The organism is Streptomyces sp. NPDC006997, from assembly GCF_040635175.1.
Taxonomy (GTDB): Bacteria; Actinomycetota; Actinomycetes; order Streptomycetales; family Streptomycetaceae; genus Streptomyces.
Genome location: NZ_JBEYHH010000007.1, coordinates 106596 through 128587, shown reverse-complemented (window position 1 = coordinate 128587; position 21992 = coordinate 106596). Strand labels below are relative to the sequence as shown.

The 21992-nt window shown below is 72.7% G+C and carries 23 protein-coding genes and 1 pseudogene; 17 read left to right on the top strand and 7 right to left on the bottom strand.

What is annotated here, in order from left to right; all coding sequences use genetic code 11:
* The first annotated feature begins 94 nt into the window (after nucleotides 1–94).
* From ABZ659_RS09415 to ABZ659_RS09385, 7 genes are all read left to right on the top strand, one after another.
* Nucleotides 95–1633 (top strand): ATP-dependent DNA ligase, encoded by a 1539-nt coding sequence (locus ABZ659_RS09415; RefSeq protein ID WP_360215467.1) that lies wholly within the window; start codon nucleotides 95–97, stop codon nucleotides 1631–1633.
* Complete coding sequence (locus ABZ659_RS09410) at nucleotides 1630–2088, top strand: NUDIX domain-containing protein (protein ID WP_360215464.1); 459 nt, start codon at nucleotides 1630–1632, stop codon at nucleotides 2086–2088. The genes ABZ659_RS09415 and ABZ659_RS09410 overlap by 4 nt, the downstream gene beginning before the upstream one ends.
* A gap of 64 nt (nucleotides 2089–2152) precedes the next feature.
* A complete protein-coding gene (locus ABZ659_RS09405) occupies nucleotides 2153–3538 on the top strand; it encodes an NADP-dependent succinic semialdehyde dehydrogenase (protein WP_360215461.1) in 1386 nt (461 codons plus the stop codon).
* 25 nt (nucleotides 3539–3563) lie between these two features.
* The gene (locus ABZ659_RS09400) at nucleotides 3564–3791 is read left to right on the top strand and encodes a DUF6213 family protein (RefSeq protein WP_210919845.1); all 228 of its coding nucleotides are present in this window, start codon (nucleotides 3564–3566) and stop codon (nucleotides 3789–3791) included.
* Nucleotides 3792–3873: 82 nt separating this feature from the next.
* A complete protein-coding gene (locus ABZ659_RS09395; protein WP_360215458.1) occupies nucleotides 3874–4968 on the top strand; it encodes a type III polyketide synthase in 1095 nt (364 codons plus the stop codon).
* Nucleotide 4969: 1 nt separating this feature from the next.
* Complete coding sequence (locus ABZ659_RS09390) at nucleotides 4970–6190, top strand: cytochrome P450 (protein WP_360215455.1); 1221 nt, start codon at nucleotides 4970–4972, stop codon at nucleotides 6188–6190.
* Between the two features lie 7 nt (nucleotides 6191–6197).
* Nucleotides 6198–6728 carry a cupin domain-containing protein gene (locus ABZ659_RS09385; protein ID WP_360215451.1) on the top strand — a complete coding sequence of 177 codons (531 nt, stop codon included), beginning with the start codon at nucleotides 6198–6200 and terminating at the stop codon, nucleotides 6726–6728.
* Here ABZ659_RS09385 and ABZ659_RS09380 read toward each other — a convergent pair.
* Nucleotides 6715–7041: a hypothetical protein gene (locus ABZ659_RS09380; protein ID WP_360215448.1), complete on the bottom strand. Its 327-nt coding sequence runs from the start codon at nucleotides 7039–7041 to the stop codon at nucleotides 6715–6717. The genes ABZ659_RS09385 and ABZ659_RS09380 overlap by 14 nt on opposite strands.
* Nucleotides 7042–7183: 142 nt before the next feature.
* Between ABZ659_RS09380 and ABZ659_RS09375 the strand changes: the two genes are divergently transcribed.
* A complete protein-coding gene (locus ABZ659_RS09375) occupies nucleotides 7184–7429 on the top strand; it encodes a hypothetical protein (RefSeq protein ID WP_360215445.1) in 246 nt (81 codons plus the stop codon).
* A gap of 208 nt (nucleotides 7430–7637) precedes the next feature.
* On the opposite strand, the gene ABZ659_RS09370 is transcribed toward ABZ659_RS09375, so the two are convergent.
* Nucleotides 7638–8864, bottom strand: a complete 1227-nt coding sequence (locus tag ABZ659_RS09370) for an acyl-CoA dehydrogenase family protein (RefSeq protein WP_360215442.1) — start codon at nucleotides 8862–8864, stop codon at nucleotides 7638–7640.
* Between the two features lie 167 nt (nucleotides 8865–9031).
* On the opposite strand from ABZ659_RS09370, the gene ABZ659_RS09365 reads away from it, so the two are divergent.
* A complete protein-coding gene (locus ABZ659_RS09365; RefSeq protein ID WP_360215439.1) occupies nucleotides 9032–9676 on the top strand; it encodes a TetR family transcriptional regulator in 645 nt (214 codons plus the stop codon).
* Between the two features lie 64 nt (nucleotides 9677–9740).
* Here the strand turns inward: ABZ659_RS09365 and def are convergent, their stop codons facing one another.
* On the bottom strand, nucleotides 9741–10286 hold the full coding sequence (gene def, locus ABZ659_RS09360) for a peptide deformylase (RefSeq protein WP_360215436.1): 546 nt from the start codon (nucleotides 10284–10286) through the stop codon (nucleotides 9741–9743).
* Between the two features lie 156 nt (nucleotides 10287–10442).
* On the opposite strand from def, the gene ABZ659_RS09355 reads away from it, so the two are divergent.
* The 5 genes from ABZ659_RS09355 to ABZ659_RS09335 all read left to right on the top strand — a co-directional run bounded on the left by ABZ659_RS09355 (nucleotide 10443) and on the right by ABZ659_RS09335 (nucleotide 15015).
* Nucleotides 10443–11681 carry a MurT ligase domain-containing protein gene (locus ABZ659_RS09355; protein ID WP_360215433.1) on the top strand — a complete coding sequence of 413 codons (1239 nt, stop codon included), beginning with the start codon at nucleotides 10443–10445 and terminating at the stop codon, nucleotides 11679–11681.
* Nucleotides 11682–11703: 22 nt separating this feature from the next.
* Nucleotides 11704–12435, top strand: a complete 732-nt coding sequence (locus ABZ659_RS09350; protein WP_360215430.1) for a glutamine amidotransferase — start codon at nucleotides 11704–11706, stop codon at nucleotides 12433–12435.
* 163 nt (nucleotides 12436–12598) lie between these two features.
* Nucleotides 12599–13624 (top strand): 6-phosphofructokinase, encoded by a 1026-nt coding sequence (locus ABZ659_RS09345; RefSeq protein WP_360215428.1) that lies wholly within the window; start codon nucleotides 12599–12601, stop codon nucleotides 13622–13624.
* Nucleotides 13625–13791: 167 nt separating this feature from the next.
* Nucleotides 13792–14742, top strand: a complete 951-nt coding sequence (locus tag ABZ659_RS09340) for a cytochrome c oxidase assembly protein (RefSeq protein WP_360215425.1) — start codon at nucleotides 13792–13794, stop codon at nucleotides 14740–14742.
* A 102-nt stretch (nucleotides 14743–14844) separates the two neighbouring features.
* Nucleotides 14845–15015, top strand: coding sequence for a hypothetical protein (locus ABZ659_RS09335; protein ID WP_360215422.1), 171 nt, complete (start codon nucleotides 14845–14847; stop codon nucleotides 15013–15015).
* A gap of 12 nt (nucleotides 15016–15027) precedes the next feature.
* On the opposite strand, the gene ABZ659_RS09330 is transcribed toward ABZ659_RS09335, so the two are convergent.
* From ABZ659_RS09330 to ABZ659_RS09315, 4 genes and pseudogenes are all read right to left on the bottom strand, one after another.
* Nucleotides 15028–16215, bottom strand: coding sequence for a histidine kinase (locus ABZ659_RS09330; protein WP_360215419.1), 1188 nt, complete (start codon nucleotides 16213–16215; stop codon nucleotides 15028–15030).
* Nucleotides 16212–17924, bottom strand: coding sequence for a cation acetate symporter (locus ABZ659_RS09325; RefSeq protein ID WP_360215416.1), 1713 nt, complete (start codon nucleotides 17922–17924; stop codon nucleotides 16212–16214). The genes ABZ659_RS09330 and ABZ659_RS09325 overlap by 4 nt, the downstream gene beginning before the upstream one ends.
* Nucleotides 17925–18005: 81 nt before the next feature.
* Nucleotides 18006–18359, bottom strand: a pseudogene (locus ABZ659_RS09320) (hypothetical protein); the annotation flags it as partial.
* Between the two features lie 17 nt (nucleotides 18360–18376).
* Nucleotides 18377–19135, bottom strand: coding sequence for a response regulator transcription factor (locus tag ABZ659_RS09315; protein WP_360215413.1), 759 nt, complete (start codon nucleotides 19133–19135; stop codon nucleotides 18377–18379).
* A 78-nt stretch (nucleotides 19136–19213) separates the two neighbouring features.
* Here ABZ659_RS09315 and ABZ659_RS09310 point away from each other — a divergent pair, with 78 nt between their 5' ends.
* From ABZ659_RS09310 to rocD, 3 genes are all read left to right on the top strand, one after another.
* Nucleotides 19214–19720, top strand: a complete 507-nt coding sequence (locus ABZ659_RS09310; RefSeq protein WP_360215410.1) for an Lrp/AsnC family transcriptional regulator — start codon at nucleotides 19214–19216, stop codon at nucleotides 19718–19720.
* 128 nt (nucleotides 19721–19848) lie between these two features.
* Entirely contained in the window at nucleotides 19849–20661 is an 813-nt protein-coding gene (gene ddaH, locus ABZ659_RS09305; protein ID WP_360215406.1) for a dimethylargininase, read from the top strand.
* Entirely contained in the window at nucleotides 20658–21878 is a 1221-nt protein-coding gene (gene rocD / locus ABZ659_RS09300; RefSeq protein ID WP_360215403.1) for an ornithine--oxo-acid transaminase, read from the top strand. Before ddaH ends, rocD begins: the two co-directional genes overlap by 4 nt.
* Nucleotides 21879–21992: the final 114 nt, after the last annotated feature.

The following is a 21992-nucleotide window of genomic DNA, read 5'->3' as shown; positions in this document are numbered from 1 at the left end:
GGACCGGCGCCCCCGGAGGCACGGGCCCCGCCCCAGCGACACGGACCGCCGCCGCGGAGGTGTGGAAGCCGCCGCACCGGTGCACCCTGGCTCCATGCTGCTCACCCGGCTCGCCCACGTGTCCCGGGAGGTCGCCGCCACCTCCGCGCGGTCCCGGAAGACCGCCCTGCTCGCCGAGTTGTTCCGGGAGGCGGAGGCGGCCGACGTGCCGCTGGTCATCCCGTACCTGGCCGGACGGCTGCCGCAGGGACGGCTCGGCATCGGCTGGAAGGTGTTCGGCCGCGCCGTGCCCCCGGCCACCGAGCCCACCCTGACCGTGCGCGAGGTGGACGGGCGGCTCACCGCGATCGGCGCGGTCTCCGGTACCGGCTCCCAGGCGGAGCGGACCCGGCTGACCGGCGAGCTGATGGGCCTGGCCACCGAGGAGGAGCAGCGGTTCCTGGTCGGGCTGATCACCGGCGAGGTGCGGCAGGGCGCCCTGGACGCGGTGGCCGTGGAGGGCCTGGCGCAGGCGACCGGGGCGCCCCCGGCCGACGTACGCCGGGCGGTGATGCTGGCGGGCTCCCTCCAGACGGTGGCCGAGGCGCTGCTCGCGGACGGCCCGGCGGCGCTGGCGGCGTTCCGGCTCACGGTCGGCCGCCCGGTGCTGCCGATGCTGGCGCACAGCGCGTCCTCGGTCGCGGAGGCCGTCGGCAGGCTGGCCGGGTGCGCGGTCGAGGAGAAGCTCGACGGCATCCGCGTCCAGGTGCACCGCGACGGCGGCGCCGTACGGCTCTACACCCGCGCCCTGGACGACATCACCGACCGGCTGCCCGAGGTGACGTCGGCCGCGCTGGGGCTGGCGGGCGAGCGGTTCGTCCTGGACGGCGAGGTCATCGCGTTCGACGCGGACGGCCGCCCCCGCTCGTTCCAGGAGACCGCCGGGCGCGTCGGCTCCCGCCTGGACGTCGCCGGGGCCGCCCGCGCGGTGCCGGTCTCCCCCGTCTTCTTCGACGTCCTGTCCGTCGACGGCCGCGACCTGCTCGACCTGCCGCTGACCGAACGGCACGCGGAGCTGGCCCGGCTGGTCCCGGAGCCGATGCGGGTACGGCGGACGGTGGTGTCGGGCACGGCGGACCTGCCCGCCGCGGAGGAGTTCCTCGCCGGGACGCTCAGGCGCGGCCACGAGGGCGTCGTCGTCAAGTCCCTCGACGCCCCCTACAGCGCGGGCCGCCGCGGCGCGTCCTGGCTGAAGGTCAAGCCCGTGCACACCCTCGACCTGGTGGTCCTCGCCGCCGAGTGGGGCAGCGGGCGGCGCACCGGCAAGCTCTCCAACCTGCACCTGGGCGCCCGCGCGGCAGACGGCTCGCTGGTGATGCTGGGCAAGACGTTCAAGGGGATGACCGACGCCCTGCTCGCCTGGCAGACAGAACGCTTGCGGGAGCTGGCCGTCGACAGCGACGGCCACGTGGTGACCGTACGCCCCGAACTCGTCGTCGAGATCGCCTACGACGGTCTCCAGCGCTCCACCCGCTACCCGGCCGGGGTCACCCTGCGCTTCGCCCGCGTCGTGCGCTACCGCGAGGACAAGCGCCCCGAGGACGCCGACACCGTGGAGACGCTGCTCGCCGCGCACCCGGAGGTGGCGCGGTGAGGCGCAGCGCGGGCCTGCTGCTGTTCCGGCGCACCGGCGACGGCCTCGAAGTGCTGCTCGGGCACATGGGCGGACCGTTCTTCGCGCGCCGGGACGCCGGGGCCTGGACGGTCCCGAAGGGCGAGTACGAGCCGGACGAGCCCGCCTGGGACGCGGCCCGCCGTGAGTTCACCGAGGAGCTGGGCGTGCCGCCGCCCGAGGGGGCGACCGTACCGCTGGGCGAGGTGCGGCAGTCGGGCGGCAAGCTGGTCACGGTGTGGGCGGTGGAGGGCGACCTCGACCCGGCGACGGTCGTGCCGGGCACCTTCACCATGGAGTGGCCGCCGCGCTCCGGCCGCACCCAGGAGTTCCCCGAGCTGGACCGGGTGCGCTGGTTCCCGCTGGCCGAGGCGGCAGAGGTGATCGTCACGGCGCAGGGCGCGTTTCTCGACCGGCTGGCGGAGCACCCGGGCTGAGGCGTTGCGGGGCCCGGCGTCGCACGCGAAGGTCGAAACACAGTCGCCCCCAGGAGGTCCAGCCATGCCCATCGCGACGGTGAACCCGGCGAACGGCGAGACAGTCAAGACGTACCAGGCCATGGGCGAGGAGGAGATCGAACGCAGGCTCCAGCTCGCCGAGGCCACGTTCCGCACCTACCGGACGACCACCTTCGACGAGCGGGCCGCGCTGCTGCGCCACGCCGCCGACCTCCTCGACGAGGACCAGGACGACATCGGCCGGGTCATCACCACCGAGATGGGCAAGCCCGTCAAGCAGGCCCGCGCGGAGGCCGCGAAGTGCGCCAGGGCGATGCGCTGGTACGCCGACCACGCCGCCGGACTGCTCGCCGACGAGGAGCCCGCCGCGGCCGACGTGCGCGACTCCGGCGGTGTCCGGGCCGTGGTGCGCTACCGGCCGCTCGGGCCGGTGCTGGCGGTGATGCCGTGGAACTTCCCGCTGTGGCAGGTGGTCCGGTTCGCCGCGCCCGCGCTGATGGCGGGCAACGTCGGCCTGCTCAAGCACGCCTCCAACGTGCCGCAGACCGCCCTGTACCTGGAGGACCTCTTCCACCGGGCGGGCTTCACCGAGGGCACCTTCCAGACCCTGCTGATCGGCTCCGCCGAGGTCGACGCGATCCTGCGCGACGAGCGGGTGAAGGCCGCCACCCTCACCGGCAGCGAGCCCGCGGGCCGCGCGGTCGCCGCCACCGCCGGGGAGATGATCAAGAAGACGGTGCTGGAGCTGGGCGGCAGCGACCCGTTCGTGGTGATGCCGTCCGCCGACGTCGACCGGGCCGCGGAGGTCGCGGTGACCGCGCGCTGCCAGAACGCGGGGCAGTCGTGCATCGCCGCCAAGCGGTTCATCGTGCACACCGACGTCTACGACGCCTTCGCGGAACGCTTCACCGAGGGCATGGAGGCGCTGGTGCTGGGCGACCCGATGGACGAGGACACCCAGATCGGGCCGCTGTCCAGCGAGCGCGGCCGGACCGACCTGGAGGAGTTGGTGGACGACGCCGTACGCGGCGGCGCGCGCGTGCTGTGCGGCGGTCGGCGCCCGGACCGGCCCGGCTGGTACTACCCGCCGACCGTGCTGGCCGGGATCGACCGCGAGATGCGCATCCACCGCGAGGAGGCGTTCGGGCCGGTCGCCACCCTGTACCGCGCGGGCGACCTCGACGTGGCCGTGCTCATCGCCAACGACACCCCGTTCGGACTCAGCTCCAACGTCTGGACCCGGGACGGCGCCGAGGTCGACCGGTTCGTACGGGACCTGGAGGCCGGCAGCGTGTACGTGAACGGGATGACCGCCTCCCATCCGGCGTTCCCGTTCGGCGGGGTGAAGCGGTCGGGGTACGGGCGTGAGCTGTCCGGGCACGGAATCCGCGAGTTCTGCAACATCACCACCGTATGGCACGGGGCGTGAGCCTTCCGCGACTACGATCGACCGCGTGAACCGCGAAGTGACTCTCCCTCTGATCGTCGACGACCGCGGTACCTTGCAGGTGGCCGCGGCCGACGTCAGCAAACTGCTCCGCACCGTGGGCGGCCGGTGGCTGCACCTCGTCGAGGCCGGGGAGGACGGACTCGACGAGGACACGGTGGCCGCGCTGACGATCGAACTGGCGAAGCTGGCCGACCGGATCGACGTGGCGTGCATCGCCCACAGCAGCGGGTGAGCGCCGTGGGGGTCCCTGAGACGGAGTAGTCCCGCGCGAGATCGCCGCCGTCGCGGGTGATCGTGGGTGGAGCACCTTCAAGGTGAACCACCTTCGGCGAAAGCAGGCACGGTTCATGGCGACTTTGTGCAGACCCTCGGTGTCCGTTCCAGAGCACGTGATCACGATGGAGGAGACGCTCGACCTGGCGCGCTCCCGCCACGCCGACCACCCCCAGCTCCCGCTGGTCCTGCGGCTGATATCGAACACCGGGGTGCGTACCCGGCACATCGTGCAGCCCATCGAGGAGACCCTGAAGCACCCCGGTTTCGAGGACCGCAACAAGCTCTACGAGGCCGAGGCCAAGGCCCGCGTCCCGGCGGTCGTCCAGCGGGCGCTGGACGACGCGGAGCTGCTCACCCGCGATGTCGACCTGATCATCTACGTGTCGTGCACGGGCTTCATGATGCCGTCGCTCACGGCCTGGCTGATCAACGAGATGGACTTCGCCAGCGACACCCGGCAGCTCCCGATCGCCCAGCTCGGCTGCGCGGCCGGCGGCGCCGCGATCAACCGGGCGCACGACTTCTGCACGGCCTACCCGGAGGCCAACGCGCTCATCGTGGCCTGCGAGTTCTGCTCGCTGTGCTACCAGCCCACCGACGTCGGCGTCGGCTCGCTGCTGTCCAACGGGCTGTTCGGCGACGGGGTCGCCGCCGCCGTGGTGCGCGGGCGGGGCGGCACCGGGGTGCGGCTGGAGCGCAACGGCTCGTACCTGATCCCCAAGACCGAGGACTGGATCTCGTACGACGTGCGCGCCACCGGCTTCCACTTCCTGCTGGACAAGCGGGTGCCGGGGACCATGGAGCCGCTCGCGCCGGCGCTCCAGGAGCTCGCCGGGCACCACGGCTGGGACGCCTCCGACCTGGACTTCTACATCATCCACGCGGGCGGGCCCCGGATACTCGACGACCTCAGCAAGTTCCTCCAGGTCGACCCGCACGCCTTCCGCTTCAGCCGGGCCACCCTCACCGAGTACGGGAACATCGCCAGCGCCGTCGTCCTGGACGCGCTGCGGCGGCTGTTCGACGAGGGCGGCGCCGAGCGGCGGGCGCGCGGGCTGCTCGCCGGGTTCGGGCCCGGCATCACCGCCGAGATGTCCCTCGGGCGCTGGCAGACCACCGACGGGAACAGCTGACATGACCGAGACCGAAGAAACGATTCTCCGATTCGCGCCGCCGATCCGTCAGTGGCCCGCCCTCGACCTGTCCGGCACGGACTTCGACCCGGTCCTGCGGGAGCTGATGGACGAGGGCCCGCTCACCCGCATCCAGCTGCCCAACGGGGAGGGCTGGGCGTGGCTGGCCACCCGCTACGACGACGTCCGGATGGTGACCAACGACCCGCGCTTCAGCCGCGAGATGGTGATGGACCGGCAGGTCACCCGGCTCGCCCCGCACTTCATCCCCAGCCGGGGCGCGGTCGGCTTCCTCGACCCGCCCGACCACACCCGGCTGCGCCGCTCGGTGGCGTCCGCCTTCACCGCCCGGGGCGTGGAGCGCATCCGGGACCGGTCGCGCGCGCTGCTCGGCGAACTCGTCGACGAAATGCTCCAGGACGGCCCGCCCGCCGACCTCACCGCGGCCGTGCTGAGCCCGTTCCCCATCGCCGTGATCTGCGAGCTGATGGGCGTGCCCGCGGCCGACCGGCACGCCATGCACACCTGGACCCAGCTGATCCTGTCCTCCTCCAACGGCGCGCAGGTCAGCGAGCGGGCCAAGGAGGAGATGGGCGCCTACTTCGCCGACCTGATCGGCCTGCGGGAGGGCAGCACGGGCGAGGACGTCGCCTCCCTGCTCGGCGCCGCCGTGGGCCGCGAGGAGGTCACGCTCCAGGAGGCCGTGGGGCTCGCGGTGCTCCTGCAGATCGGCGGCGAGGCGGTCACCAACAACAGCGGGCAGATGTTCTACCTGCTGCTCACCCGCCCGGAACTCGCCGACCGGCTGCGCGCCGAGCCGGGGATCCGGCCCCGGGCCGTCGACGAACTGCTCCGCTACATCCCGCACCGCAACGCCGTCGGACTCTCCCGGATCGCCCGGGAGGACGTGGAGCTCCGCGGCCACCTGATCCGCGCGGGCGACGCCGTCTACGTCTCCTACCTGGCCGCCAACCGCGACCCGGACGTCTTCCCCGACCCGGAGGCCATCGACGTGGAACGCGCCCCCAACCCGCACGTCGCGTTCGGCTTCGGGCCGCACTACTGCCCCGGCGGGATGCTCGCCCGGCTGGAGTCCGAACTGCTGATCGAGGCGCTGCTGGACCGGGTCCCGACCCTGCGCCTGGCGGTGGACCCGGACGAGGTGCCCTTCAAGAAGGGCGCGCTGATCCGCGGGCCCGAGGCCCTGCCCGTGACCTGGTGAGTGCCCGATGACGGCGACGGAGGCGACGGAGGGGCTGCTCGTCCCGCCGGGTCACGGGCGGGTGGTCGAGACCCCCGCCCAGCACGTCACCTTCAAGGTGACCGGCTCGCACTCGCGGATGGCGTCCACCTTCGAGGTGCTCGTACCGCCCGGCTTCGACGTGGGCGCCCATGTGCACACCCGCAGCGAGGAGCTGTTCTACGTGCTGGAGGGCGAACTCGACGTGCTCGCCTTCGAGCCGCGGGTGCGCACCCCCGACAACTGGCAGCGCTGGGAGTCCCCGACCGGCAACCGCGTGGTGCGGGCCACGCCGGGCACGGTCATCGTCGTACCGCCGGGGTGCCCGCACGCGTTCGCGAACCCGACTCACACCCCGGCGAAGATGTTCTTCCAGTCCTCACCGCCACCGGACCACGAGCGCTACTTCGAGGAGCTGCTGGAGATCCTCTCCGCGGGCGGGCCGCCGGACCACGCGGCGATCGAGGAACTGCGCGCCAAGTACGACATCCAGCAGCTGACGCCGCTCAGGCACCGCTGACCGGCCCCCGCCCCCGGTCCCGGGCCTCGCCCCGGACGATCCGGCGCCCGTACTCGCCCAGCTCGCGGCGCTCCTCGCGGGTGAGGTGGTCGACGAGCTTGTCGACCTCGGCCCAGGCCGCCGAGCGCGCGGCCCGCGCGGCGCGCCAGTCCCGCCGGGCCACGGCCGCGTCCAGCTGGCCCATGACCGTGCGCAGCGGCACCCGCGCGGCCTGCTGCGACCTGGTGTACGGCGCGTCCCGCGGCACCGCCCGCCGCTGCTCCCACGTGGGCCCACCGGTGACCAGGTGTACCCGGGATCGTCCTCGGTTCATGGTGCGGAACGGTACCCGCCGCCGACGGACGGGAGCGCGCGGGAGCCGGTGCGCCCGTTTCACGCCCTTGTGGGCGACCTGTCCCCGCGGTGACCGTGGAGGGTGTGCGGTGCGCGCACGCCGACGGACGACAGGGGGCTCGATGGGGCGTGGCTGGGACGACGTGGCGGGGCGGCTGCTGCTGCGGCTGGCGGTGGTGCTGCACCGGGCCGTGGCGGGCCGGGCGGCGGTCGAGCGCATACAGGCCCGCCGCAACGCCGCGCTGCGCTCCGCGCACGAGCGGGGCATGCCGGTGCCGGAGCTGGCGGCGGCGCTGGGCCTGTCGGAGGGGTGGGTGCGCAAGGTGCTGAACGGGCGGCGGCCGTCCGTGGAGGAGGAGACGGTCTAGGGCGTGTGGCGAGAGTCCCGTCGTCCGCCCGGAGGGCGGGCCGAGCGGCGTCCGGTGCACCGTCGTACTGGTGGTACGTGGGCTTCCGCCCGGCGCGGCGAGTGGGGGTACCCCCTGCTCGAAGAGCTCGGGGGAGCGTGCCGGGCGTCGCTCGACAGGCGGGACGTTCGCCACACGCCCTGGCCTCCCCCTCCCGGGTACCCGGCGCTCAGCGGATCGGCATCCCCGACAGGGTGCGGGCGATGACCAGGCGCTGGATCTCGCTGGTGCCCTCGAAGATGGTGTAGATGGCGGCGTCCCGGTGCATCCGCTCCACCGGGTACTCCCGGGTGTAGCCGTTGCCGCCGAGGATCTGGATGGCCTGCGCGGTGACCTTCTTGGCGGTCTCGCTGGCGAACAGCTTCGACATCGAGCCCTCGGCCGCGGTGAACCGCTTGCCGTTGACGGCCATCCAGGAGGCCCGCCAGACCAGCAGCCGGGCCGCGTCGATCTGGGTGCGCATGTCGGCGAGCTGGAAGGCCACGCCCTGGTTGTCGATGACCGGGCGGCCGAACTGCTCACGGGTGCTGGCGTAGTCGAGCGCGACCTCGTAGGCGGCGCGGGCGGTGCCGACCGCCATGGCGCCGACGGCGGGGCGGGACGCCTCGAAGGTCGCCATCGCCGCGTTCTTCACGCGCTCGCCCTTCTGCTTCGCCCGCTCCCGGGCGCGGGCGAGCCGCTCGTCCAGCTTCTCCTTGCCGCCGAGCAGACAGGCGCCGGGCACGCGCACGTCGTCGAGGACGACCTCGGCGGTGTGCGAGGCGCGGATGCCGTGCTTCTTGAACTTCTGCCCCTGGGACAGCCCCGGCGTGTTCGGCGGGACGATGAAGGAGGCGTGGCCCTTGGAGCCGAGGTCGGGGTCGACGACCGCGACGACGACGTGCACGTTGGCGATGCCGCCGTTGGTCGCCCAGGTCTTGGTGCCGTTGAGCACCCACTCGTCCCTGGCCTCGTCGTAGACCGCCCGGGTCCGCATGGAGGCGACGTCGGAGCCCGCGTCCGGCTCGGAGGAGCAGAAGGCCGCCACCTTCACGTCGTTGGCGTCGCCGTACATCTGCGGGATCCAGGTGCCGACCTGCTCCTCGGTGCCGTTGGCGAGGACGCCGACGGCGGCGAGGCCGGTGCCGACGATGGACAGGGCGATGCCCGCGTCCCCCCAGAACAGCTCCTCCATCGCCATCGGGATGCCGAGGCCGGTGGGGTCGAAGTACTGCTGCGCGTAGAAGTCGAGGGAGTAGATGCCGACCTTCGCGGCCTCCTGGATGACCGGCCAGGGAGTCTCTTCACGCTCGTCCCATTCGGCGGCCGCGGGGCGGATGACATCGGCGGCGAAGCCGTGCAGCCAGCTCTGGACCTCCTTCTGTTCGTCGTTCAGCTCCATGGTGAACTCGGCCATGTCCCCTCCAGCGGCGCATGTGTGTTACTAGCGGTAACAGCAGTCTGTTACCCGTGGGTAGGAAAAGTCAACTCACGACTACCCCTCGGTAGCCCGTTCGATCACCGGGGTGGCGCGGGTGTTAGTTTGCGCAGGCGTCACCGAACCAGCACGGGTGGGGAGAACCAATGGACACCACACAGCGGGCCGAGCAGCAGCGGTCCGCGGACCGCCGCCGACGCGAACTGCTGGAGGCCGCCGACCGCGTCGTCCTGCGCGACGGTCCCCAGGCGTCCATGAACGCGATCGCCGCCGAGGCGGGCATCACCAAACCGATCCTCTACCGGCACTTCGGTGACAAGGGCGGACTCTACGCCGCCCTCGCCCAACGGCACACGGACGCCCTGCTCGCCTCCCTGCGGGCCGCGCTGGACGCCCCGGCGGAGCGCAGGGAGCGGGTGGAGTCCACCCTCGACACGTATCTCGCGGCCATCGAGTCCCGTCCCCAGGTGTACCGGTTCCTGATGCACCCGGCCGAGGGCGGCCAGCCGACGGACCAGGGGTTCGACGTCGGCAAGCACAGCGCCCCGCTGCTGCGGCGGATGGGCGAGGAACTGGCCCAGGTCATCGAGGAGCGGGTCGACCTCGGCCCGGACAGCCCGCGGCTGGCGCGGGTGTGGGGGCACGGGATCGTCGGCATGATGCACGCGGCCGGGGACTGGTGGCTGGGGGAACGGCCTTGTTCGCGGGCGGAGTTGGTACGGAGTCTGGCGGACCTGCTGTGGGGGCGGCTGGCCGCGGCGGGGGACCGGGTGGGGGGTCCGGGGTTCTGACGGTCGCCCCTCGGGCGCGGGTTGTCCGTGGCTGCCCGCGCGGTTCCCCGCGCCCCCAGGTGGGTCACCGCTCCCGGCGCCAGGGGGCCCGGGCCGCCTGCCGCAGCACCCGGCGCCTGCGCCACCCCGTGAGGTGGTCGACGTAGACCCGGCCGTCCAGGTGGTCGCACTCGTGCTGGAGGCACCGCGCGAAGAACCCCGTGCCGTGCACCGTGACCGGCTCCCCGGTGACCGTGCACCCCTCGACCACCGCGTGGTCGTGGCGTTCCGTGCCCGCCTCCAGGCCCGGCAGGGACAGGCAGCCCTCCGGGCCGCGCAGCCGGAGGCCGTCGGCCTCGACGAGGCGGGGGTTGACCACGTGGCCGAGGTGGCGGACGTCCTCGTCGTCGGGGCAGTCGTAGACGAAGACCCGCAGGCCCACGCCGACCTGGTTGGCCGCGAGGCCGACGCCCCGTGCCGCGTACATCGTGGCGAACAAGTCCTCCACGAGCCGGGCGAGTTCGGGTCCGAAGTCGGTGACCTCGGCGCAGGGTGCGGTCAGGGCCGGGTCGCCCAGCAGGGTCAGGGGGCGCACGCTCCCGCGGGAGCCCGGGATGGAGCTTGGTCGCATGGCGGCAAGGGTACGGTTCACGACGTCGCGTCCGCCGCGCTGCCGGATCGTGACGGTGCCGCAATTCGGGAGTGCGAATGGATCTCGATAGGCTGACCACCACCACGTTGCCGTCAGGCAGAGGCGCGGCGCGTACGCAAGGAGGATCGAGGACTGATGGCAGGCAACTCGGACCCGCTCTCGCCGCGGGCCAAGATCGCCGTAACCGCGGGCAAGGCGGTCGCGGCGGCATCCCGGGCCGCGGGGCGCGGCAGCGGTTCGGTGATCGGCGGCCGGGTGGCCCTCAAACTCGACCCCGACCTGCTCGCCCGGCTCGCCCAGAACCTGGACGTGGTCCTCGTCTCGGCGACCAACGGCAAGACCACGACCACCCGGCTGATCGCCGAGGCGCTGCGGGCCGCCGGCCCGGTGGTCTCCAACGCGCTCGGCGCCAACATGCCCGCCGGTATCACCTCGGCGCTCGCGGGCAGCTCGGACGCGCGGTACGGCGTGATCGAGGTCGACGAGAAGTACCTCGCCGGCGTCGCCCGGGACACCGACCCGAAGTGCATCGCCCTGCTGAACCTCTCCCGCGACCAGCTGGACCGCGCCGCCGAGACCCGGATGCTCGCGGAGAACTGGCGTGAGGGCCTGACCGGGTCCAAGGCCGTCATCGTCGCCAACTGCGACGACCCGCTAGTGGTGTGGGCCGCGTCGTCCTCGCCCAACGTGATCTGGGTCGCCGCGGGCCAGATGTGGAAGGACGACGCCTGGTCCTGCCCGTCCTGCGGCGGTGTGATGCAGCGCCCCGGCGACGACTGGTTCTGCGGCGAGTGCGGCTTTCGCCGTCCGACGCCGACCTGGGCGCTCTCCGGCGACCACGTCCTCGACCCGCACGGCTCCGCCTGGCCGATCCACCTCCAGCTGCCGGGACGCGCCAACAAGGCCAACGCCGCCTCCTCGGCCGCCGTCGCCGCCGTCTTCGGCGTACCGCCGCAGGTCGCGCTGGAGCGGATGTACCAGGTGCAGGCGGTCGCCGGGCGGTACGACGTCGTGCAGTTCATGCAGCGCGACCTCAGGCTGCTGCTGGCGAAGAACCCCGCGGGCTGGCTGGAGACGTTCTCCCTGATCGACCCGCCGCCCACCCCGGTGATCCTCTCGGTGAACGCGCGCGGCGCCGACGGCACCGACACGTCCTGGCTGTGGGACGTCGACTACACGCGGCTGACCGGCCACCCGATCTGCGTCGTCGGCGACCGGAAGCTGGACCTCGCGGTGCGCCTCGAAGTGGCGAACCAGCAGTTCCAGGTCTGCGAGAACCTCGACCAGGCGGTGCAGATGAGCCCCCCGGGCCGGATCGAGGTCATCGCCAACTACACCGCGTTCCAGGACCTGCGCCGCCGCGTCGGCAACTGACCCACGACTTCAGGGATTCTTCGTGAGCGACAACCAACTGCGGGTCGTCTGGATCTACCCCGACCTGCTCAGCACCTACGGCGACCAGGGCAACGTCCTCGTCGTGGAGCGCCGGGCCCGGCAGCGCGGCCTCGACGTGGCCCGGCTCGACGTCCGCAGCGACCAGCCGATCCCGACCTCCGGTGACATCTACCTCATCGGCGGCGGCGAGGACCGGCCGCAGCGGCTGGCGGCCGAGCGGCTGCGCCGCGACGGGGGGCTGTACCGGGCCGTGGAGAACGGCGCGATCGTCTTCTCCGTCTGCGCGGGCTACCAGATCCTCGGCCACGAGTTCGTCAACGACCTCGGCCAGCGCGAGCCCGGCCTCGGCCTGCTCGACGTGGTGTCGACGCGCGGCGAGGGCGCGCGGTGCGTCGGCGACGTGCTCGGCGACATCGACCCGCGGCTCGGCCTGCCGCCGCTGACCGGCTTCGAGAACCACCAGGGCGTCACCCACCTCGGCCCCACCGCCCGCCCCCTGGCGCAGGTCCGGTTCGGCAACGGCAACGGCACCGGCGACGGCACCGAGGGCGCGTTCAACGACACCGTCTTCGGCACCTACATGCACGGCCCCGTGCTGGCCCGCAACCCGCTGATCGCCGACCTGCTGCTGAAGCTGGCGCTGGACGTCAACGCGCTCCCGCCGACCGACGACCGCTGGTACGAGGCGCTGCGGGGCGAGCGCATCGCGGCGGCCCAGCAGCAGCCCGCGTAGAGCGGTCCGCGAGCCCGTCTGACGGGGCATCCGCACAGGTGAGCGCGGTCGTCCAGCAGGCGGACGCACGGTGCGTCCCCGCCCCCGGCTGGCGCTAGGGTGGCGGGGATCGAGCCGGACAGCGCGGTCCGGCCCCGGCCCACGTCACGAAGGTTTTCGGGCTATGCGCATTGGTGTCCTCACGTCCGGCGGCGACTGCCCCGGCCTGAACGCCGTCATCCGGTCCGTCGTGCACCGCGCCGTCGTCGACCACGGCGACGAGGTCATCGGCTTCCGGGACGGCTGGCGGGGCCTCCTGGAGTGCGACTACCTCAAGCTCGACCTCGACGCCGTGAGCGGCATCCTCACCCGCGGCGGCACCGTCCTCGGCTCCTCCCGGGTCCGGCCCGAGCAGCTGCTGAACGGCGTCGCACGGGCCCGGGGGCACGTCGAGGAACTCGGTCTCGACGCCGTCATCCCGATCGGCGGCGAGGGCACGCTCAAGGCGGCCCGGCTGCTGTCCGACGGCGGGCTGCCGATCGTCGGCGTGCCGAAGACCATCGACAACGACATCGCCGTCACCGACGTCACCTTCGGGTTCGACACCGCGGTGGGCGTCGCCACGGAGGCCCTGGACCGGCTCAAGACCACCGCCGAGTCCCACCAGCGGGTGCTCATCGTGGAGGTCATGGGCCGCCACACCGGCTGGATCGCCCTGCACTCCGGTCTCGCGGCCGGTGCGCACGCCGTGGTCGTGCCCGAGCGGCCCTTCGACGTCGAGGAGCTGACCGCGAAGGTCGCGGAGCGGTTCGCGGCGGGCAAGCGGTTCGCGATCGTCGTCGCCGCGGAGGGGGCCAAGCCGCGGCCCGGCACCATGGCCTTCGACGAGGGTCGCAAGGACGTCTACGGCCATGAGCGGTTCGCCGGGATCGCCCGGCAGCTGTCGGTCGAGCTGGAGCGGCGGCTCGGCAAGGAGGCGCGGCCGGTGATCCTCGGGCATGTGCAGCGGGGCGGGACGCCCACGGCGTACGACCGGGTGCTGGCCACGCGGTTCGGGTGGCACGCGGTGGAGGCGGCGCACCGCGGGGAGTTCGGGATGATGACGGCGCTGCGGGGGACGGAGATCGTGATGGTGCCGTTGGCCGACGCGGTGGAGACGTTGAAGACGGTGCCGTCGGCGCGGTACGCGGAAGCGGAGTGTGTGCTTTAGGTCTCGTCGCCGGGTGCGGGTGCGCGGGGGTTCCTCGCGCCGCTGAGGACGTTGCCCGGCCCCCAGTCGAAGGGCACCCCCGCCCCCGGTCACAGGAGTGGCCGGGGGCGGTTCTACTCTTGCTTCGGACAGACAGCGCAACCCCCCACGAATCAGGAGCCGGGCCGATGGACCACAGCGGGCATGGGATGGGCGTCGATCTCGCGCCGTTCACGCTGGGGCGGGGACTGCAGTGGTCGGCGGATCCGTTCTTCCTCGTCGCCTGTCTGCTGGGGCTGGCGCTGTACGGGTGGGGCGTCGTCCGGCTGGTCAGGCGCGGGGACACCTGGCAGGTCGGGCGGACCGTCGCGTTCGCGGCCGGGGTGCTGACCGTCGCCCTGATGATGTGCACCCGGCTCAACGACTACGGCATGGTCATGTTCAGCGTGCACATGGTGCAGCACATGGTCATCAGCATGTTGTCGCCGATCCTGATCCTGCTCGGCGCCCCGATCACCCTGGCGCTGCGCGCGCTGCCGCCCGCCGGGCGGGGCCGCAAGGGGCCGCGTGAGCTGCTGCTCGCCCTCCTGCACAGCCGCTACCTGCGGGTCGTCACGCACCCCGGGTTCACCATCCCGATGTTCATCGCCAGCCTGTACGCGCTGTACTTCACGCCGCTCTTCGACTTCCTGATGGAGTCGAAGCCGGGGCACACCGCGATGATGGTGCACTTCTTCGCCGTCGGCCTGGTGTTCTTCTGGCCGATCATGGGCGTCGACCCGGGTCCGCACCGGCCCGGCTACCTGATGCGGATGCTGGAGCTGTTCGCGGGGATGCCGTTCCACGCGTTCTTCGGGATCGCGCTGATGATGGCCTCGACGCCGATGGTGGACACGTACGCCGACCCGCCCGCCTCGCTCGGCATCGACGCGCTCTCCGACCAGAACGCCGCCGGCGGGATCGCCTGGGCGTTCAGCGAGATCCCGTCGGTGCTGGTGCTGATCGCCCTGATGTTCCAGTGGTACGCCTCCGACCAGCGGCAGGCCAGGCGCCAGGACCGGGCGGCGGACCGGGACGGCGACAAGGAGCTGGAGGCGTACAACGCCTATCTGGCCTCCCTGAACGCACGCGGGACCTGAGCGCGGGGCGGGAAAACCGCGCGCGTATTCGGTCGTCCGCTCGGTACGGGGGCGGAACCGGGGCACCATGGAGGAGGACGGCCCAATGAGGAGGGTGTTGCGATGCCCGGTTCCCCGGACAGTTCGACGAAGACCATGGGGGTGCTCACCGTGGGCGGCCTCGTCGCGGTGACCGCCTACACGGTGGCGCTCGGCAGCAACGGCTGGCTGTGGTTCGGCTGGGTGGTGCTGGGCCTGATCACGCTCGGGATGGTGGCCACCCGCAGCGCCTGAGCGCGGCCCGGTTCAGTGGACGCCCGGCTGGTACTTCGGCAGCCGGGCGGTCACCTTCATGCCCGCCCCGACGGCGGTCTCGATGACGAGGCCGTGGTCGTCGCCGTAGACCTGGCGGAGCCGGTCGTCGACGTTGGACAGTCCGATGCCGCCGGACGGGCTGTCCTCCCCGGCGAGGATGCGGCGCAGCAGCTCCGGGTCCATTCCGGCGCCGTCGTCCTCGATGACGACCAGCGCCTCGGCGCCCGCGTCCTGCGCGGTGATGCTGATGCGGCAGGTGCCCGTCTTGCCCTCCAGACCGTGTTTCACGGCGTTCTCGACGAGCGGCTGGAGACAGAGGAACGGCAGCGTGACGGGCAGCACCTCGGGCGCGATCTGGAGGGTGACGGAGAGCCGGTCGCCGAAGCGCGCCCGGACCAGCGCCAGGTAGTGGTCGATGGCGTGCAGCTCGTCGGCGAGGGTGGTGAAGTCGCCGTGCCTGCGGAACGAGTAGCGGGTGAAGTCGGCGAACTCGAGGAGCAGCTCACGGGCGCGCTCGGGGTCGGTGCGCACGAACGAGGCGATCACCGCGAGCGAGTTGAAGATGAAGTGCGGGGAGATCTGGGCGCGCAGGGCCCTGATCTCGGCCTCGATGAGACGGGTGCGGGAGCGGTCGAGGTCGGCGAGTTCCAGCTGTACGGAGACCCAGCGGGCGACCTCCCCCGCGGCCCGCACCAGCACGGCGGACTCCCGGGGCGCGCAGGCGACGAGGGCGCCGAGCACCCGGTCGTCGACGGTGAGCGGGGCGACCACCGCCCAGCGGACCGGGCAGTCGGGGGTGTGGCAGCCGAGCCGGAACGCCTCGCCCCGGCCGCTCTCCAGCGGGCCCGCGAGCTTCTCCATGATCTCGGCCCGGTGGTGGGCGCCCACCCCGTCCCAGACCAGCACCCGCCGCTCGTCGGCCAGGCACAGGGCGTCGGTGCCCAGCAGGGAGCGCAGGCGGCGGGCCGACTTGCGGGCCGTCTCCTCGGTGAGCCCGGCGCGCAGGGGGGGCGCGGCGAGGGATGCGGTGTGCAGGGTCTGGAAGGTGGCGTGCTCGACGGGCGTGCCGAGCCCGCCGTAGCTCTTGGGCCGGGGCGCGGTGCGTCGCCCCAGCCAGAAACCGGCGGCCAGCAGCGGCAGCAGGGCGACGCACAGCCCGGCGACGAACGCCATCGTCATGGCTTCACCTCCGCCCGCAGCTCCTCCGGCAGATGGAAGCGGGCGAGGATCGCCGCCGTTCCGGCCGGGACCCGGGCCGGGGTCGCCAGGGAGACCAGGATCATGGTGAGGAAGCCCAGCGGCACCGACCACAGGGCGGGCCAGGCGAGCAGGGTGTGCAGGGCGGACCTGCCGGGGAAGCCCGCCATGGTGACGGCGACGGCGAGGAACGCGGCGCCGCCGCCGACCAGCATCCCGGCGGCGGCGCCGGGCGGGGTGAGGCGGCGCCACCAGATGCCGAGCACCAGCAGCGGGCAGAACGAGGACGCCGACACCGCGAAGGCGAGGCCCACCGCGTCGGCCACCGGCAGCCCGCCGACCAGCACGCTCGCGGCGAGCGGCGCGGCCATGGCGAGGACCGTGCCGAGCCGGAAGTGCCGTACCCCGCGCGAGGGCAGCACGTCCTGGGCGAGCACCCCGGCGACGGCCATGGTCAGCCCCGACGCGGTGGACAGGAACGCGGCGAAGGCTCCCCCGGCGACCAGCGCGCCGAGCAGGTCGCCGCCGAGGCCGTCGATCACCCGCTCCGGCAGCAGCAGCACGGCGGCGTCCGCGTGCCCGGTGAGGACCAGGTCGGGGGCGTAGAGGCGGCCGAGGGCGCCGTACACGGGCGGCAGCAGGTAGAAGGCGCCGATCAGGACGAGCACCGAGACGGTGGTGCGGCGGGCGGCGACGCCGTGCGGACTGGTGTAGAAGCGCACCACGACGTGCGGCAGGCCCATGGTGCCGAGGAAGGTGGCGAGGATCAGCCCGTACGTCGCGTACAGCGGGCGTGCGTCGCGGCCCTCGGCGAGGGAGGTGGACATGCCGCCGTTGCTGCCGCGGTCGGCCTCGGGGACGGGGTCGCCGTGGTCGAAGGTGAGCCGGGTGCCCCGGTCGACGCGGTGGGTTCCGGCGGGCAGCCGCAGCATGGCGGACTCGTGCGGGCGGCCGTCGATGGTCCCGGTGACGATGACGGTCAGGGGGCGCTCCAGTTTCAGGTCGAGGGTCTGGTCGACGCGGACGACGCGCTGCTCCCGGAAGGTGGCCGGTTCGTCGAAGGCGTGCCGGGGCGCGCCGTCGGCCTGCCAGGCGAGGACCAGGAAGAGGGCGGGGACGAACAGGGCGGTGAGCTTGAGCCAGTACTGGAAGGCCTGCACGAAGGTGATGCTGCGCATCCCGCCCGCGGCGACCGTCGCGGTGACGACGACGGCGACGATGATGCCGCCGAGCGAGTCGGGGGCGCCGGTGAGCACCGTCAGGGTCAGTCCGGCGCCCTGGAGCTGGGGCAGCAGGTACAGCCAGCCGACGCCGATCACGAAGGCGCTGGCGAGCCGCCGTACGGACGGGGAGGCGAGTCGGGCCTCGGCGAAGTCGGGCAGCGTGTAGGCGCCGGAGCGGCGCAGCGGGGCGGCGATGAACAGCAGCAGGACCAGGTATCCGGCGGTGTAGCCGACCGGGTACCAGAGCATGTCGGGTCCCTGGACGAGGACCAGGCCCGCGATGCCGAGGAAGGACGCGGCGGAGAGGTACTCGCCGCTGATCGCGGCGGCGTTGAGGCGCGGGCCGACGGTGCGGGAGGCGACGTAGAAGTCGGAGGTGGTGCGGGAGATGCGCAGCCCGAAGGCGCCGACGAAGACGGTGGCGACGACGACGAGGGCGACGGCGGGGACGGCGTAGTTGTCGTTCACGGCGCTTCAGCGATCCTGGCCCTCGGGATGGTCGCGGCTCTCGTGGGTCTCCGCGCTCTCGGTGTTGTTCTCGGCGTTCTCGTCCTCCACTAGGCGGACGAAGTCCCGTTCGTTGCGTTCGGCGCGCCCTACGTACCAGCGGGCGAGCAGCACCATCGGCAGGTAGAGGCCGAAGCCGAGGACCAGCCACTTCAGGCGGCGGCCGTCCGGGGTGGAGACGAACAGCAGCGGGAGCGGGCCGACCAGCAGGACGAGGACCGCGCAGACGGCGAGCGCGGCGCGCAGCTGGGTGCGCATCAGGGAGCGGACGTAGGTGTGGCCGAGGGTGGTCTGCTCGTCGATCTCGGTGCGGGGCCGGTAGTAGGCGGGGGCGCTGCGGGTGCGGCGCGGTGGGCCGGTGACGACGACGCGCCGTTCGGTGGGCTCTGCGGGCATGTGGTGCGCCGTCCCCCTCAGTCCGTGGTCCGGCGCATCAGCAGGTCCCGCAGTTCGCGTGCGTGGCGGCGGCTGACCTGGAGTTCCTCGTCGCCGACGCGGACGCTGACGGTGCCCGCGTCCAGCCGTAGTTCGCCGATGTGGCGCAGGGCGACGAGATGGCGGCGGTGGATGCGGACGAAGCCGCGGGAGCGCCAGCGGTCCTCCAGGGTGGACAGCGGGATGCGGACGAGGTGGCTGCCCCGGTCGGTGTGCAGCCGCGCGTAGTCGCCCTGCGCCTCCACGTGCGTGATGTCGTCGACGGCGACGAACCGGGTCACGCCGCCCAGTTCGACGGGTATGTGGTCCGGGTCGGGTTCGTGCACGGGGATGGCCGGGGCGGTGCTGCCGCGCAGTTCGACGACGCGCCGTACGGCCTCGGCGAGCCGCTCCTTGCGGACGGGTTTGAGGAGGTAGTCGGCGGCCTTGAGGTCGAACGCCTGCACGGCGAAGTCCTCGTGGGCGGTGACGAAGACGACCAGCGGCGGCCGGGCGAAGCCGGTGAGCAGCCGGGCCAGGTCGAGGCCGTCGAGGCCGGGCATGTTGATGTCGAGGAAGACGACGTCGATCGCCTCCGGCCCGCGTGGCCCGGACTCCAGGGCGCGGTTGATGCGGCGCAGCGCCTCGGTCGCGTCGCCGGCGCCCTCCGCGCTGCCGATCCGGGGGTCGGCGTGCAGCAGGTACAGCAGTTCCTCGAGCGAGGGGCGTTCGTCGTCGACAGCCAGGGCGCGCAGCATGAAGGTGGAGTGTAGGAGGAATCCGTACGCCTGCACACGTGTCGGACGACGACCTTTGTGGCTGGATACAGTGCGCGCATGAACAGCAGGCCGACACCCTTCGACGAACTGGACCGGAAGATCCTGACCGCGCTGATGGCGAACGCCCGCACGAGCTTCGCGGAGATCGGCGCGACGGTCGGGCTGTCGTCGACCGCGGTCAAGCGCAGGGTGGACCGGCTGCGCGAGACCGGCGTGATCACCGGGTTCACGGCGACGGTGCGGCCGTCGGCGCTGGGCTGGCGCACGGAGGCGTACGTCGAGGTGTACTGCGAGGGCGCGGCGCCACCCCGCCGGCTGGCCGAAGTCGTGCGCAACCACCCGGAGATCACCGCGGCGATGACGGTGACCGGCGGCGCGGACGCGCTGCTGCACGTGCGGGCCCGGGACGTGGACCACTTCGAGGAGGTGCTGGAGCGGATCCGCACCGAGCCGTTCATCCGCAAGACGATCAGCGTGATGGTGCTGTCGCATCTGCTGCCGGACAGCCCGGAGGCGGGCGCGAACCAGGCGGCCCCCGAGCAGGACGCAGTGGACGTGCGCTGAGGTCGGCGAAGACGCAGCGTTCCTGCGCCAACGCGCATGATTCGTTCCTTGTCGGGCGTCGGCGCGGCTTCCTACCGTGGTGAGCATCCTTCTCACCCCGACACCGCAGGAAGCGGAGGAACCCCTCTGTGTCCGAGTGCCGTGTGCCGCGCCGACGTCGATTCCTCGTCTGCGAACCCAGACACTTCGCCGTGCAGTACGCGATCAACCCCTGGATGCACCCCGATGTCCGGGTCGACCTCGATCTCGCCCAGGAGCAGTGGCACGCCCTGGTGCGCACCTACCGTTCCCACGGTCACACCGTGGACACCATCGAGCCGGTCGCCGGGCTCCCCGACATGGTGTTCGCCGCCAACTCCGCGGTCGTCGTCGGCGGCCGGGTCTTCGGCTCCCTCTTCCACGCCCCCGAACGGCGCCCCGAGTCCCCGCCCTACGACACTTGGTTCAAGACGGCCGGGTTCGACGTCTACCGCCCGGAGAACGTCTGCGAGGGCGAGGGCGACCTGGTCCCCACCGGCCGCTACGTCCTGGCCGGGACCGGATTCCGTACGACGCCCGAGGCGCACCGCGAGGTGCAGGAGTTCTTCGGCGTCCCGGTGATCGGCCTGACGCTGGTCGACCCGTACTTCTACCACCTGGACACGGCGCTGTTCGTGCTGGACGAGGACACCGTCGCCTACTACCCCGACGCCTTCTCCCCGGGCAGCCGCGAGGTGCTCGCCCGCCTCTACCCGGACGCGGTGCTCGCCACCCGCGAGGACGCGATGGCCTTCGGGCTGAACTCCGTCTGCGACGGCCGCCACGTCTTCATCGCCCCGGAGGCGACCGCGCTCGCCGCCCAGCTCGAACAGCGCGGCTACGTCACCGTCCCCGTCGACCTGTCGGAGTTCCACAAGGCAGGCGGCGGCATCAAGTGCTGCACCCAGGAGATCCGCTCATGACCGCACCCGCGCGCACCCGCAGCTCCGCCGAACTGATGGAGGCCGAGGAGCCCGTCCTCGCGCACAACTACCATCCGCTGCCCGTGGTGGTGGCCGGCGCCGAGGGCGCCTGGGTCGAGGACGTCGAGGGCCGCCGCTACCTCGACATGCTCGCCGGTTACTCGGCCCTCAACTTCGGCCACCGCCACCCCGGCCTGGTCGCGGCGGCGCACCGCCAGCTGGACCGGCTCACCCTCACCTCCCGCGCCTTCCACAACGACCGGCTCGCGGTCTTCGCGGAGCGGCTGGCCGCGCTGACCGGGCAGGACATGGTGCTGCCGATGAACACCGGCGCCGAGGCGGTGGAGAGCGCGATCAAGGTGGCCCGCAAGTGGGCCTACGACGTGAAGGGCGTCCCGGACGGCCAGGCGACGATCGTGGTCGCCGCGGACAACTTCCACGGCCGTACGACGACCATCGTCAGCTTCTCCACCGACGAGACCGCCCGCACCGGCTTCGGCCCCTTCACCCCGGGCTTCAGGGTGGTGCCGTACAACGACCTGGCCGCGCTGGAGGCCGCCGTCGACGACACCACCGCGGCGGTGCTGATCGAGCCGGTCCAGGGCGAGGCCGGGGTGGTCATCCCCGACGAGGGCTACCTGACCGGCGTACGGGAGCTGACCCGCCGCGCGGGCTGCCTCTTCATCGCCGACGAGATCCAGTCGGGCCTCGGCCGCACGGGCCGTACCCTCGCCGTCGAGCACGAGGGCGTGGTCCCGGACGTGGTGCTGCTCGGCAAGGCGCTCGGCGGCGGCATCGTGCCGGTGTCGGCGGTGGTGGCGCGCCGGGAGGTGCTCGGCGTGCTGCGGCCCGGCGAGCACGGTTCGACGTTCGGCGGCAACCCGCTGGCCGCCGCGGTCGGCACGGCCGTCGTCGAGCTGCTGGAGACCGGCGAGTACCAGCGCCGGGCGGCCGAGCTGGGCGTGGTGCTGCGCGGCGGTCTCGCCTCGCTGGTCGGCAAGGGCGTCGTCGGCTTCCGGGCGCGCGGGCTGTGGGCGGGCGTCGACATCGACCCGGCGATCGGCACCGGGCGCGAGGTCAGCGAGCGGCTGATGCGGGAGGGCGTCCTGGTCAAGGACACCCACGGCTCCACGATCCGGCTGGCGCCGCCGCTGTGCGTCACGGGCGGTGAGCTGGAGTCGGCGCTCGGCACCCTGGAGAAGGTCCTGGCGGGCTGACGCGCAGCCCGCCAGGGCACGGGCGGTGTGAACCCGGCGGCTCCCCAGGAGTCCGCCGGGTTACGGGGAGCGCCGCCCACGCCTACACTGGCGCCACGAGATGCCGGTTGACCT